General features: G+C 40.4%; 15 protein-coding genes. All 15 read right to left on the bottom strand.

Annotation, left to right across the window (positions count from 1 at the left end; genetic code table 11):
• Positions 1 to 13 precede the first annotated feature (13 nt).
• The 15 genes from miaB to ureC all read right to left on the bottom strand — a co-directional run bounded on the left by miaB (position 14) and on the right by ureC (position 14,549).
• A complete protein-coding gene (miaB, locus tag AAH582_RS01920; protein ID WP_343321097.1) occupies positions 14 to 1,450 on the bottom strand; it encodes a tRNA (N6-isopentenyl adenosine(37)-C2)-methylthiotransferase MiaB in 1,437 nt (478 codons plus the stop codon).
• A 314-nt stretch (positions 1,451 to 1,764) separates the two neighbouring features.
• Positions 1,765 to 2,454 carry an OmpA family protein gene (locus tag AAH582_RS01915; protein WP_172462318.1) on the bottom strand — a complete coding sequence of 230 codons (690 nt, stop codon included), beginning with the start codon at positions 2,452 to 2,454 and terminating at the stop codon, positions 1,765 to 1,767.
• Positions 2,455 to 2,665: 211 nt separating this feature from the next.
• The gene (locus tag AAH582_RS01910; RefSeq protein WP_046674800.1) at positions 2,666 to 3,418 is read right to left on the bottom strand and encodes a hypothetical protein; all 753 of its coding nucleotides are present in this window, start codon (positions 3,416 to 3,418) and stop codon (positions 2,666 to 2,668) included.
• A 207-nt stretch (positions 3,419 to 3,625) separates the two neighbouring features.
• Entirely contained in the window at positions 3,626 to 4,024 is a 399-nt protein-coding gene (locus tag AAH582_RS01905; RefSeq protein ID WP_343321096.1) for a hypothetical protein, read from the bottom strand.
• Positions 4,025 to 4,035: 11 nt separating this feature from the next.
• Positions 4,036 to 5,445 (bottom strand): 23S rRNA (uracil(1939)-C(5))-methyltransferase RlmD, encoded by a 1,410-nt coding sequence (gene rlmD / locus AAH582_RS01900; RefSeq protein ID WP_070561796.1) that lies wholly within the window; start codon positions 5,443 to 5,445, stop codon positions 4,036 to 4,038.
• Positions 5,446 to 5,869: 424 nt separating this feature from the next.
• Positions 5,870 to 6,445, bottom strand: a complete 576-nt coding sequence (locus AAH582_RS01895; protein WP_046674798.1) for a TetR/AcrR family transcriptional regulator — start codon at positions 6,443 to 6,445, stop codon at positions 5,870 to 5,872.
• Between the two features lie 125 nt (positions 6,446 to 6,570).
• Positions 6,571 to 7,611: a phenylalanine--tRNA ligase subunit alpha gene (pheS, locus tag AAH582_RS01890; RefSeq protein ID WP_343321095.1), complete on the bottom strand. Its 1,041-nt coding sequence runs from the start codon at positions 7,609 to 7,611 to the stop codon at positions 6,571 to 6,573.
• A 236-nt stretch (positions 7,612 to 7,847) separates the two neighbouring features.
• Positions 7,848 to 8,306: a single-stranded DNA-binding protein gene (locus AAH582_RS01885; protein ID WP_046674796.1), complete on the bottom strand. Its 459-nt coding sequence runs from the start codon at positions 8,304 to 8,306 to the stop codon at positions 7,848 to 7,850.
• A 19-nt stretch (positions 8,307 to 8,325) separates the two neighbouring features.
• Positions 8,326 to 9,375: an A/G-specific adenine glycosylase gene (gene mutY, locus AAH582_RS01880; protein ID WP_343321094.1), complete on the bottom strand. Its 1,050-nt coding sequence runs from the start codon at positions 9,373 to 9,375 to the stop codon at positions 8,326 to 8,328.
• 42 nt (positions 9,376 to 9,417) lie between these two features.
• Positions 9,418 to 9,900, bottom strand: a complete 483-nt coding sequence (locus tag AAH582_RS01875; RefSeq protein WP_343321093.1) for an urease accessory protein UreE — start codon at positions 9,898 to 9,900, stop codon at positions 9,418 to 9,420.
• The gene (locus tag AAH582_RS01870) at positions 9,893 to 10,834 is read right to left on the bottom strand and encodes an urease accessory protein UreD (protein ID WP_313155001.1); all 942 of its coding nucleotides are present in this window, start codon (positions 10,832 to 10,834) and stop codon (positions 9,893 to 9,895) included. Before AAH582_RS01870 ends, AAH582_RS01875 begins: the two co-directional genes overlap by 8 nt.
• A gap of 12 nt (positions 10,835 to 10,846) precedes the next feature.
• Positions 10,847 to 11,467, bottom strand: coding sequence for an urease accessory protein UreG (gene ureG / locus AAH582_RS01865; protein WP_343321092.1), 621 nt, complete (start codon positions 11,465 to 11,467; stop codon positions 10,847 to 10,849).
• 16 nt (positions 11,468 to 11,483) lie between these two features.
• Positions 11,484 to 12,170 carry an urease accessory protein UreF gene (locus tag AAH582_RS01860; protein WP_343321091.1) on the bottom strand — a complete coding sequence of 229 codons (687 nt, stop codon included), beginning with the start codon at positions 12,168 to 12,170 and terminating at the stop codon, positions 11,484 to 11,486.
• A gap of 23 nt (positions 12,171 to 12,193) precedes the next feature.
• On the bottom strand, positions 12,194 to 12,688 hold the full coding sequence (locus tag AAH582_RS01855) for an urease accessory protein UreE (protein WP_343321090.1): 495 nt from the start codon (positions 12,686 to 12,688) through the stop codon (positions 12,194 to 12,196).
• A gap of 10 nt (positions 12,689 to 12,698) precedes the next feature.
• Positions 12,699 to 14,549 (bottom strand): urease subunit alpha, encoded by a 1,851-nt coding sequence (ureC, locus tag AAH582_RS01850; protein WP_046674791.1) that lies wholly within the window; start codon positions 14,547 to 14,549, stop codon positions 12,699 to 12,701.
• Between the last annotated feature and the right edge of the window lies 1 nt (position 14,550).

The following is a 14,550-nucleotide window of genomic DNA, read 5'->3' as shown; positions in this document are numbered from 1 at the left end:
AAACTAAGTTTTCTTAATCAACAATCTTTCCCAATAATGTCGCAGAGGTACATGACTCGATAAGTACATTCACATAATCGCCTTGTTTAAATCGAGGATCAATTGGAAATACCACCAATGCATTTTGATCATTACGGCCACAGAAATCGAACTCAGATCTTTTCGAAAATCCCTCAACAAGCACTTTACAAACTTTGCCAATAAAATGTTGATAACGGTATAAACTATGATCGCGCTGTTTATTGATCACTTCTGTCAAACGACGTTTTTTAACATCTTCAGGAATATCATCTGCGTATCTTTTTGCCGCCAATGTACCTGGTCTTTCTGAATAAGCAAACATATAGGCGAAATCGTATTTGACATAATCCATCATAGACAATGTTTCTTGATGCTCCTCTTCTGTTTCAGTACAGAAACCTGTAATAACATCTGTGGAAATAGCACAATCCGGAATAATACGACGGATGGCATCGACACGCTCCATATACCATTCACGGTCATAGGTACGGTTCATTAATTCCAATACTCTAGAGTTCCCTGATTGAACTGGCAAGTGAATATAATTACAGATGTTTTCATGCGAAGCTATTGCATATAAAACTTCATCTGTAATATCTTTTGGATGGGAAGTAGAGAAGCGAATACGTAAAAGCGGGCTGATTTCAGCAACCATTGTAAGCAAGCTAGCAAATGTTATGATTTCATCCGGTTCCTCCCCTTCAGCTACTGGAGCAGTATATTTATACGAATCCACATTTTGTCCCAACAACGTAACCTCCTTATAGCCGGCATTAAAAAGATCTTGGGCCTCCTTCACGATAGATTGTGGATCACGGCTACGTTCCCGGCCACGTGTGAAAGGAACAACACAGAAAGAACACATATTGTCGCAACCACGCATAATCGAAATAAAAGCTGTCACACCGTTTGAATTCAAACGGACAGGGTTAATATCGGCATACGTTTCCTCCCTAGACAATAAAACGTTTACCGCTTTTGCTCCATCGTCAACTTTATCAATCAAATTCGGTAGATCGCGATAAGCATCTGGACCGACCACAACGTCCACTAATTTTTCTTCTTCTAAAAATTTCGATTTCAAACGCTCTGCCATACAACCCAGCACACCAACGATCATTCCGGGATTTTTTGCTTTAGCAGCTTCAAATTCCTTGAGACGATTGCGCACACGCTGTTCAGCATTTTCGCGGATTGAACAGGTATTAATAAAAACCACATCAGCTTCCTGATAATTCTTGGTTGTTTCAAATCCCTTATCCAACAAAATAGAAGCAACAATCTCACTATCCGAAAAATTCATCTGGCAACCGTAACTTTCAATATACAGTTTGCGTCCATTACTTAAAATCGGATCCTGTTCTAATAATAATGCCTCACCCTGACGAGATTCGTCGTGTTCCTTAGTGGTATGTGTTAAATCTAGCATAGCTCGATATTCAATAGAATATAATTTTTATTATTTTCGATGGAATAACTAATGCAAATACTCATCTTTTGCTGATCTGATTTTAAGCCCTTAGTTATTTCAAAGACTACAAAGTTAGAAATTTAAATCCATATAATGACAGTTTGTCAGACAGAAATATGGTTTATACTTTGTCAAATTTTAGGCGTAAATGGGCCGTATAAAAATTCGGACGGCTGTATTTCACAAAAAAAGCGCTGATAAATTCAGCGCTTTTTCTATAATTCGCAATCAAGTCAAACAGACTCCCAAAAGACCAAAGTCCTGAATCAGATTTATTGACCTGCTTGTTGTTTTGCTTCTTTCTTCATTTGATCACCTGCCACAATCACGATTTCAACACGACGATTTTGAGCACGTCCTGCTTCCGTATCGTTACTTGCAATTGGTTCAGAGAAGTTTCTACCTTCGGTTCTAATACGCGAAGATGCTAAGCCTTTAGATACCGCAAATGCACGTACAGAATTTGCACGGTCCAAAGATACTTTTTCATTTGCAGCCAACGTACCTACATTATCTGTATGGCCGATAACCAAGATTTCAGTACCCTGCTCTTTGTTTAAGGTTGTTACCAGATTTGCAATATTATCCTTAGCAGATGCTTTTAGGTCTGACTTATTGAAATCGAATAAAATACCTGAATCAAACTTAACCACGATACCTTCCGCAGATTGTGTAACTTCTGCTCCTTCAACAGTTTTAGAAATCTCAGCAGCTTGCTTATCCATTTTTTTACCGATCAATACACCGGCAGCTCCACCAATGGCGGCACCCGCTAATGTACCGATCGCCGTATTACCAGCTTTACCACCGATTAATGCACCCAATGCACCACCGGCAACACCACCGATAACGCCACCTTTAGTTGTATTATTCGTATTTTGGATGGTAGAACAACTTCCAAATAACATAGCTGAGGTTGCAACTGTCAAACCTAATACAGCCAATTTTCTATTCATTTTCATATGTATGCTATCTAAGACTTTTAATATTCAAATTAAATACCGTTCTACTAAAATCAAACAAAGTGCCAAAAGATATTTTTATCAACTTTTTTGTTACAAAACACGAAAAAAGGCCCTTAAAACTTCCGAAAATGACGTTGATACGCTACAAAATTTTAAATCATCTTTTGCGACCTTACAATCAGCTAACAGTAACAAAAGCAAAATGTTTTTATTTTTCTTGAGTCTTTACTTCAATATCAGGTAAAAGAGCCCCTTTAGGCCTTCCTTTGGCATTAAAATCGTCCAGCGACTGCTGCACATAATGCATCAGATCATATTGCCCCCAATGCTCAGCAAGATCAAACGATGGACGGTAGCGTATCATAAAAGCATCCAACTCCGTGCTGTCCAGTTTGGTCAAATTCCGAACAGCCTCCCGAGAAAAAATACGGTCAACTTGTAACTCATCCTTCTCTCTATCCATAAACCGTCCAAATCGTTTTGCATTTTTAGCTTCCCGCCCAAAAAGATTATAAAGCGCCGTTGCAGGACTACCCAAGTAGGTCCCGAACTTATTTTTACCCCCATTATAAACGCCCTTTTTAGCGTAATTGCTCATGGCATCATTTAATTCGGCCTCTTTCGTTTTTCGTTCAACGATGACGGTCTCCAATCGTATCCCTTCTTGTAACTCCACATAAAACTCGTTCAGGTTGGTCAGTACAGTTTTCACCGGTGAATACCCGACTTTGGTAAAAGACAAGGAATCTCCTACCGATGCATCAATCGTGAAAACACCAAAAGAGTTACTCAAGGTAGACCTGTGTGTGCGCATATTAAGCACCACAGCATCCCCAATGCGATTACCGTTACCCTTTTGTAGTACCATCCCCGAAACCTTCTGCTGTTGTTGCGCAGAAGCCCCGAAATAGGTGAATAACAGTAAAAAAAGCCCTAATATATGTATGTGTATTATCTTCATCCTATTATTTCTCTTCAATTACCCCAATTTGGTTTCCGTGCGACTATGGTTCTCAGCAATTTCATTGGATCCAACATTTATTTCCGCAAGAACAGCTTACAATTTATTTCAATCTTATTAATTCCCTGTTACACCTAACCTACTTTGCTAAAAGTAGTAATAGTTTGACACTTGTACTGTTAAAAAAGTTTAAATATTCTTTGTTGATCACTTGTATGGATAAAAAACAAAATTAGCGCCTTCAGCAACGACAACAAATAAGCACATATAGTCTTTCGCAGGTTTATAGTTCTGAATAAAAGAAGCCTTACGATCTTCTTGAATAATATCCATTTCTACAAACTCTTCCAATGTAGAGGCATTTATACTCCATTTTGTTTCCAATTCTTTATGATCCAATATCAGTTCACCAACAGAAACTTCATGCTGATGTGCAACAAAAATAGGATAGTCAGAATAACCTTCTTCAACAATCTCCTGCGCTACCTCACGGATTGATTCACTATAAAAATCGAGATCTACCTGCAAACTCTTCAATGGACTTTGCGCTGTAGACGCTGTATTTTCTTCTCTTGCAGATCCTGCAAATAAATCTTCTACTTCCATATGGTATCCTATTACTTCTTTAACTCCAATAAAACGACATTCTCAACGTGTTGCGTATGCGGAAACATATCTACCGGCTTGATCCGCTTCACCTCATATTTTTCGCCTAACAACACCAAATCGCGGGCCTGTGTAGCAGCATTACAACTGACATATACGATACGCGGCGATTCCATTTCCAACAAACGCGCTACAACGTCAGCGTGCATTCCTGCACGTGGTGGATCGGTAATAACCACATCCGGTTTACCGTGTTCGGCGATAAAGGAAGGGGTCAACACATCTTTCATATCACCGGCGTAAAACTTTGTATTCGTAATATCATTGATCGACGAATTCACTTTAGCGTCCTCAATGGCAGTGGGAACATACTCTACACCCACAACTTCTCTTGCCTTCTTAGCGACAAAGTTTGCAATTGTACCTGCTCCTGTATACAAATCATACACCAGCTCATCCCCCTTTAAATTGGCAAAGTCACGTGTGATTTTATACAGCTCATACGCTTGTGCAGAGTTTGTTTGATAGAACGACTTAGGCCCTACTTTGTAACGCAAGCCCTCCATCTCCTCATAGATAAAGTCACGACCGGCATATACATGAATATCCTGGTCGAAGATTGTATCATTGCGTTTCTGGTTTACGATATATAACAGGGAAGCGACTTGAGGAAACTTTTCTTTAACAAATTCCATCAACAACTCAACCTGTCCTTCTTCAGGATATGCAAACACAACGATCACCATCATCTCCCCGGTAGACGAGATACGGATAATCAAATTGCGCAATACACCGGTGTGTTCACGCAGATCGTAGAACGTCATACCTTGACTAAGCGCAAAATCACGAATGCTGTTGCGAACTTCATTTGACGGATCTTCTTGCAAAAAACAATGATCAATATCTAAAATCTTATCAAAACGCCCTGGCACGTGAAAACCCAGTGCATTCATTTCCAATTGGGACGCATCTTCATCAACTGAAGTCAACCATTTTTTGTTGGAAAATGTATATTCTAATTTATTTCTATAGTATTCCGTTTGCGCAGAGCCCAAGATACTTTCCATCGCTGAAGTATCCACTTTCCCAATACGCGATAGGGCATTATCGACAGATTGTTGCTTGAATTTTAATTGAGCATCATAGGTCATATGCTGCCATTTACATCCACCACACACACCGAAATGTTCACAAAACGGATCTACGCGATAAGATGAAGCCTCTTTTAAACTGGTTACCCGAGCTTCCGCAAAATTCTTTTTCTTGCGCATAAGCTCCACGTCAACAACATCACCGGGAACAGCTTTTTCTACAAACAAAACCAAATCTTCGGTTTTTCCAACACCTCTACCCTCTTCGGCAATATCAATGATGGCAATATCTTTCAAGAACTTTTTCTCTTGCGGAATTCTTCTACTCATAGGGTGCAAAAATACAAATTTATACCGATTTTTCATCTGCATAAATGATTTATAGCCATTGATTATCACTGGCATAAACGAGTACCTGACGGGTATGATAAGTTTCAAGCGAATAGAATACGGGGATCAGATTCGGACATTGTTCGCACCTTATTCGGACGCGATACAGATTGTGTACCAATACTGACCAGATTCTGACCTGACTCTGAACAGGAATTATCTGTTCAGAGTCAGGTCAATAATAGTTGCAAGAGTGTTCATCTCCGAAGGTGGTACGAACACAATACGAATACAACCCGGCAACAGCATGAACGTTGCAGAGCATCATAAAAAAGTGAGCATGCAAAAAAGATAAGATGTAAACCTTTTTCAGGAATGGACATAACGTCGCGAATTAGAAAGGGATGCGCGCGTTATAACAACTTTACTGAACTGTTGCCTGAACAAGATAAGGAAGGATTTCTTTCTGAAACGAAATAAAGTTTTTCCGCACATCGGCATCTGAGACAGCCGTAAAAGCAAAAGAAAACACAATACTTTTACTGGACTTGATCAAAAAGGTCAGCTTCTCTTCGCTAATCGCTTCATTTATCTTTTCATTCTGAATGAATGTACTTAAGAGCAGAAACTCCAAATCTTCAGACAGCGTTTTTAAATATTCTTGGGCATTTGCAGATTCCCGGATAAATTCCCAGCCGATCAATTCATTGCAAGCCGTATAGGTCAGTCGGCTTACCCGCAATATTGTAGACGCCAAAAACGAAGCCATATCATCTTCATATTTGGTTGTTTTCAAAATATCCTGCAGACTCGCACGAAGATAATCCATGAGAATGGCATGCAGGATCATTTCTTTACTATCAAAATACTTGTACACTGTCGCCTTCGCAATCTTAGCTTTTTTTGCCAATGTGTTCACACTGGTTTTATGATAGCCATTTTGACGAAAGAGCTCACGTGCTGTTCTTTTTATGGATTCAATAATATAATCTGGTTCCATATACGTTAGATCGTACGAATGTTGAAAGTCATCTACAAAGCCTAAAGACCAAAAAGCATCACATTGTTCTCTTGCCTAGTTATCGTAGAGAATAATGTGATGCCACAATCTTTACAATGAATAATTTATATTAATTCAGTCTCAAATTGAGACAAGAAACGTGTGTCATTTTCTGAGAAAAGACGTAAGTCTTTAATCACATATTTAAGGTTTGTGATACGTTCTATTCCCATACCAAAAGCAAAACCAGAATACTTTTTACTATCGATACCACAGTTATCAAGCACGTTAGGATCGACCATACCGCAACCTAAAATTTCTACCCAGCCAGAGTACTTACACAAGTTACACCCTGCCCCCTTGCAGATTGTACAGGAGATATCCATTTCGGCCGAAGGTTCAGTGAAAGGAAAATAGGACGGACGGAAACGCACTTTGGTACCTTCGCCATACATCTCTTGAACAAAATGATATAACGTTTGTTTCAAATCGGCAAAAGAAACATTTTCGTCTACATATAAACCTTCTACCTGATGAAAGAAACAGTGCGCACGGGCTGATATAGCTTCATTTCTATAAACACGTCCAGGCATTATCGCACGAAATGGCGGTTTACCGGCTTCCATTAAACGCACCTGAACCGAAGAGGTGTGCGTTCTCAATGTAATGTCATTACCTTCTTGTTTTTTGATAAAGAAAGTATCTTGCATATCACGAGCAGGATGTTCCGGCGGAAAATTTAGTGCGGAGAAATTATGCCAATCATCTTCAATTTCCGGACCTTCTGATACAATAAAGCCTAATTTCTTGAAAATTTCAACAATTTCTTTACGAACTAAAGAGATGGGATGTCTAGACCCCAGCTGAAAACCTTGACCAGGCAATGTTAAATCACCCACTAGTTCCTGGGATTTTTGCTTCTCACCAGACCCGAACTTTTCTTGTGCTTCTTTGAATGTATTTTCTGCTAACTGCTTAAATTCATTCAACACTTTTCCCAAAGTACGCTTCTCTTCAGGCGTAACTGTTTTGAATTCATCAAAAAGATTTTTCACAATCCCTTTGGAAACCAAAAACTTCAATCTGAAATTTTCTACATCGGCTGAAGAAGCTGGCGCAAATGCCTTAATCTCTTCAGTATACTGCGTAATTCTATCTTGCAACATAATTAGAGCAAACATAGCCAAAATTTCCACCAAAAAGAAATTTTGAACTTCGACCGGGCATTAAAAACATCACAACAGAAACAGCATGCTCGCTTGGGAGAAAGGAATCAGATTATACGGCTAAAATGCTGATAAAACAAAAGAGCAGGCTTAGTTGCCTGCTCTTTTGTTTTATAGATGATTTTACAATAGTTATTATACATGTAAAGTTTTTACATAATCTCAAATTCTTCAGCTTAAAATGGTAATGGATTATCCTCCTGATCATTCTCCGTAAAATCGACCTCCACTTCCTTATCTTCGACTTTTTGCGCCTGCGTGTTTGCTGTATTACCAGCACTTACACCAGCATTCGGTTCAAAATCCGATTTACGACCTAAAAGCGTGAAGGTTTCAGCGACAACCTCTGTAGCATATCGTCTAATACCCTCCTTATCCTCATAAGTACGCGTCCGCAGTCGACCTTCAATATAAACTAACTTCCCCTTTGTTAGATATTTTACAGCCACATCAGCCAGACCTCGCCACATTACAATATTGTGCCATTCGGTTTGTTCTACTCTTTTCCCGTCTTTGTTATACGTTTCTGATGTTGCCAATGGAAAACTGGCAACAGAGACATTACCTTCTAAATAGCGAATTTCGGGATCTTTTCCAAGATGTCCCACTAAAATGACTTTGTTAACTCCTGACATAATTTAAAAGCATAAATGGTTAAAAATTTGACCTTTCCAAAAAGGTAAAGATCAACTTGTGTTTAGCTAATTTATCTAAATCTTTTAGAAATACATAATCCCAATTGGATTTTTTTTGAATTAGATCGCCTTTTAACCGCACCTCAAAAAATGTCGCGTAGATATTCTGATGACTCAGGATATGTTTTGTCTGCTGCTGTAAAACATAAAGTTGTGCATCGGGGCCGAAACAGGAAATAAACCACTCATCGCTAAGAACATCCGGAATAGACAAGCTGTAGTTAGACTCCAAAAGCGGAAACTCATATAGGTTCTGCCAAACGTCACTTGCACCGCGTTTGGACATCAGTATCCGATCGTTGTCCTTCAAGATAAAATAATTAAAGTATCTATCTTTACTTGCCTTGGCTTTAAGCTTTACAGGCAACTGCTCTACCTGCCCCTGACTCAGCGCATAACAGGAAGGACGAAACATACAGAATTCACATAAAGGCAGCTTGGGCTTACAATGGGTAGCCCCAAAATCCATAATTGCCTGATTATACAATGCCGGGTGTTTACGATCAAGATTTTCTTTAGCGATAGCTGTAAAAATCTTCTTTCCTTCTGTAGAATTGATAGGTGTTTCTATGCCATAGTATCGCGCTAGTACACGAAACACATTTCCATCCAATACCGCCTGGGCTTCATCGTTCGCAAAAGAAGATATCGCCGCAGCAGTATACTCACCTATTCCAGGAAGCGTAATTAATGTTTGATAATCTACCGGAAAGACACCCTGATACTGATCGCGAACAATTCGGGCAGCCTTATGCATGTTCCGTCCTCGAGAATAATAACCCAGACCTTGCCAAAGATGGAGAATATCATCTTCATCTGCATTCGCAAATTCCACAACATTCTTAAATCGCTCGACAAAACGTACATAATAGGGTAAGCCCTGTTCGACACGAGTCTGTTGCAGAATAATTTCAGAAAGCCATATTTTGTAGGCATCTTTTGTTTCTCGCCACGGCAGATCTCGTTTATGCTGTCGATACCATGCTTGCAATTCCTCGCCAAATTTCATAGCGACAAAAATGCGCAATTTTTCGCTAAAACCAGCATTTCATCATTCGAGGATAGGTCTACGAATGGAGGTAATCTGCTCATCAGGTTCTAAAATCGTATTTTCCAACGTGATATAGCCCTTGTATTTTTCTTTTAGCGCCTGATAGAGACGTCCGTCATACGAAACAGCAAATCGCCCATCTGCTTTGAGATAAACCGGCAGATGCCGATTGCCCACGTCGAAGCAGAACTCGCCCACAACTGATAGATTCTGACAATCCAACAATACACAAAGACAAGGTAAAATGTTGACCTGGATGAATAAATCACCGCGATGATAAATACACTGTCCTGAACGCAGTGCGCTGCTATCATCGCGCTGTATGCGCACCAGATTACCCTTTCTTGTTTTTCGCTGAATAACGCGCTTATTTACTTCATAATAGGAAAGATCCAAAATATCTGAATCGCGGCCCAGCTTCAATTGGTCAAAATCAGGGATAACATCAATCCATATCTCCTCGTGCAGGCTCTCCTTATGCATAATTAGTTCCTTCCACCACGACAGCTTCCATCAACTCGGGCTTACTTTTTCGACGGGGTTTGCGCTGTTCAATGACGCTGATTTCCTCGGCCTTCGATTTCTCATCTTCCGCTATCGCTTCAACTGTTGTCCCTTCCTTCTTTTCAGAAAGCTTATGTTGTGTAAAATCCCAACACAATTGGCCCAACATATGTAAAAAGTCGTACAATAACTCTCCATCAGTACCCAAAGCACGCAGGATAACCACATCTTTTGAAGCCTGTGTAAAACCGTAAGAAATATCGTTGTATTCGACAGTTAAGATTTCATCCAATTCATATTTTAATTCTTGCGCAAAAAGAGCCGAGAACACAAAAGTGGCCTGATGGGTGTATCCCTCAAAAAACAACATCTTCTGTATCGGCTGACTTTTGGGCCGCAAAACCTGATTGTCAATAAAAGACAGTTTACCATTTCTAAAAATCTTGGTTTGCGTATGCAGACTATCAAACTCAAATGCCTCTTTCATATGGATTCTACCCACACTAATAATATCCCCCCACATCAAAACCGCATCTTCAGCCAAGTGAATATGATTGCTTGCCTTGAAAATAGAATCCTTAAACGGCGTTACTGGATGTGGAATGTAATGAAATAGGCCTCCGGCATCCACATGCACATCCGTATGTTGCTTTGCTCCCGTTTTCATGGGGTGAAGCTTATTGAAGGACTGTGTAAAAAGCTTCAATTGTGCATCTTTTTTCACACGAACATCAATGTGCAAATAATCCGTATCCATAATACCAGGCGAGGCACTCATGATGATCATTTCCAAATGGTTGGTCAATCCTGCCGCGCCATAATGCGTTAGTTTATAAGGTGCATTATGATAACTCTCCTTCAATCTGCTCCTGCCGTCCTCTTTGGCAACATTTAATACGATTTTGCTATCCATATACGATAAAATTTAGCCTACAGGCTCCAACAAAGCATACTTTTTGATCCATGATTTTACATCTTCCAAACCTTCTAAAGTCATTAAGTTGGTAAAAATAAAGGGTCGTTCACCGCGCATGCGGATGGTATCTTGCCGCATCACTTCCAAGTCGGCATTCACATAAGGCGCAAGGTCTATTTTATTGATCAACAACAGATCCGAGCGCGTAATACCTGGTCCACCTTTACGTGGCATTTTTTCGCCTTCAGCAACATCAAGAACAAATATGGTCAAATCGGCTAGATCCGGACTAAACGTGGCTGTCAGATTATCACCCCCACTTTCAACAAAAATCAGTTCCACATCCTCAAAACGACTCGCTAATTCTTCCACAGCTTCAATATTCATCGAAGCATCTTCACGGATTGCCGTATGCGGACAACCACCTGTTTCAACACCAATAATACGTTCAGCGGGCAGTGCCGAATTCTGCTGTAGATACATCGCGTCCTCACGGGTATAAATATCATTCGTTACAACACAAATACTATAATCTGCCGACATCGAACGTGTCAACCGTTCAATAAGTGCCGTCTTGCCAGAGCCCACAGGACCAGCAACACCAATTTTCACGTAATTTCTCTTAGACATCTTTAATTCAATTTTTTTACGAAATGTAAATTCGCGTGTATAATTTTTCATGTTGCATGCATCGAATATCCTGAGCGATACAACAATTTCCAATCAGATCCTCATCCAGTTCGGGCTGTAATCCGACCAATTTATTAATCAAGGGCTGCAGTTTAAACAAAATCTGCTGTGCATCCATTTGGCTAATGGGAACCAGTTTGGCACAATTTGTCATAATACCATTCAAAGAATTATAATAAAAAGCGCTCAATGCATCTGCATAACGAATTTCCTGCGCATGGGCAAACATGGCAAATGCCATCGCATAGTGACCATGCAGTTCTTGCGCATTGATGGCCTTTAGATAAGCCGAACAACGCTTGACCGGTTTTAACTTTTCTGTTAATTTCAAAAACCGTATTCCCAATTTTTTACTGGCATCCCGAATCTCATAAGGGGCTTTGAAAGCAGTAATTAATGCATCCAGTTCAGCGATCTTTTTCTTGGTTGCTCTTGATTCACACAATTGCCAGGCCTTATGAAAAAAAGCAGCATCGTTGTAATAGAAGCTATGCTCCAATAAAGTCTGTGCATATTCTTTTGCTGTTTTAGCATCATGTACAATCTCTTTATTGATATAGGTTTCCAAGCCATAGGAATGTGTGAAGCCTCCAATCGGAAATACAGAGTCGTTAATCTGCATTAATGTCAACAATGGATTCATATGTAATCGTTATTAATTAAGTATTAAAGCCCCTTGGCCAAGGTAATTTTATGCTGGACTACAGCATACTGATGTATGCGTAAAGTATGGGTTCTTTCGATTACCCGCAACTCTTTCGTCGGGGTAAAACCGGCCCTTTCTAAGGTTTCCCAAAGGGGGTTTTCATACGCTGCAATAATTTCATGTGCAGCGTTTATGAAAACAGGGATATGTTTATTGCCAATCTCGAGACATATCCGAGCCATATCCAAGAGGTTTTTGGGGCGTACAACAAGGCAAGGACAGGGCAATATTCGAACAGCGATGCGCAGGTCCTTTGTTTCAAACAAAATATCACCGTCGAACAAGGATTCCGTTCCTAGATTTTTAAAGCCTATTTCGCGGCCTGCAACAGTGAACCCCCGGATAATACGTCTTTCCGTATCGAACCATTCGAGTTCCAAAAAATCAAGTTCAACGCCGTTCTGATGGGTGCCATCGGTCCAAATATTCCCCTTAATGTCTCTTGCTAACAACATAAATAACCAATTAGAATAAGAAGTACCGTTGAGCCATTGGAAGTTCCTTCAACGGTTCACAGGTTGCCAACACACCATCTACTGTTACTTCGTATGTTTCTGGATTAACGACGATATTTGGTGTAGCATGATTATGGACCATATCTTTTTTCATTACAGTACGACATCCCTCCACAGGCAGACATTTACGCGATAAATTCAATTTTTGAATATTTCCGTTCTCCAACGAAATTTTCGAAACGAAATTGAAGCATAGTTTTGAAACCGCTTTACCGTAATTTCCAAACATTGGCCTATAAATAATAGGCTGTGGTGTCGGAATTGACGCATTGGCGTCCCCCATTTTAGCACCCAAAATCATACCGCCTTTGATGATCAACTCGGGCTTTACACCAAATAATTCCGGTTTCCAAAGGATCAAATCGGCATACTTTCCTTTTTCAATCGAACCGATATATTGATCAATACCATGTGCTTTAGCAGGGTTGATTGTAAATTTAGATACATAACGTTTGACACGGAAGTTATCATTTTCTTTGCCTTTATCTTCAGCTAAAGGGCCGCGTTGGATTTTCATCTTATGGGCCGTTTGGAATGTACGGGAAATAACCTCTCCCACACGTCCCATCGCTTGGCTATCCGAACTCATAATGGAGAATACGCCCATGTCTTGCAAAATATCTTCGGCGGCAATGGTCTGAGGACGTATACGTGAATCAGCAAATGCCACATCTTCCTTCACATTTTTATCCAGGTGATGGCAGACCATCAACATGTCCAAGTGTTCTTCAGCAGTATTTACCGTAAAAGGTTTTGTTGGATTGGTAGATGCAGGGAGGATATTGGGATACATGGCGATCTTAATAATATCCGGCGCATGTCCACCGCCAGCTCCTTCCGTATGGAAAGTATGGATCACACGACCATCTATGGCGGCAACAGTATCTTCCAGGAAACCGGCTTCATTCAGCGTGTCGGTATGGATTGCGACTTGTACATCGTATTTATCAGCAACTTTCAATGCCGCATCAATTGTTGCCGGAGTAGCGCCCCAATCTTCATGGATTTTTACGCCCAGTGCTCCAGCTTCAATTTGTTCTTCAATAGGTTTAGTAGTCGACACGTTACCTTTTCCGAAGAACCCAACATTGATAGGAAGGTTTTCAAAAGCTTCAAACATACGCTCGATATACCACTTTCCTGAAGTCACTGTCGTTGCCAGTGTTCCGTCGGCTGGTCCCGCTCCGCCACCAATAAACGTGGTTACTCCAGAATATAGGGCTGTTTCAATCTGTTGCGGCGAGATAAAGTGAATGTGCGTATCAATACCGCCGGCAGTTAGGATATAGCCTGCTCCCCCATGTACTTCCGTAGACGCACCGATGATCATGCCCTCGGTTACACCATCCTGTACATCTGGGTTTCCAGCTTTACCAATACCGACAATTTTACCATCCTTAATTCCGATATCGCCTTTTACAATACCCCAGTGGTCGATGATAATGACATTAGTGATACAAAAATCCAATACCCCCTCATCACGCAAGGCACGGGCAGATTGTCCCATACCGTCACGAATGGTTTTACCACCGCCAAATTTGTTCTCTTCTCCGTAAACATTGAAATCTTTTTCAATTTCAATGAAAAGCTCTGTATCTGCCAGACGAACCTTATCTCCAGTGGTCGGTCCAAAAAGAGCAGCATATTTGTCTCTTGGGATATAAAGTTCCCCATCAACATATTTTACAGATGATTTATCTAAACCTAGTTTATCTAAACCAAGCGCATGTAGACCAACGGTAGTACCCAACGTGGTGAGCCCTACGACTTTAATCCATTCGCGTCTATTCCATCCTCCCATA

This window comes from Sphingobacterium multivorum, from assembly GCF_039511225.1.
In the GTDB taxonomy this organism is placed as follows: Bacteria; Bacteroidota; Bacteroidia; order Sphingobacteriales; family Sphingobacteriaceae; genus Sphingobacterium.
This window is presented reverse-complemented; position numbering and strand designations above follow the sequence as displayed.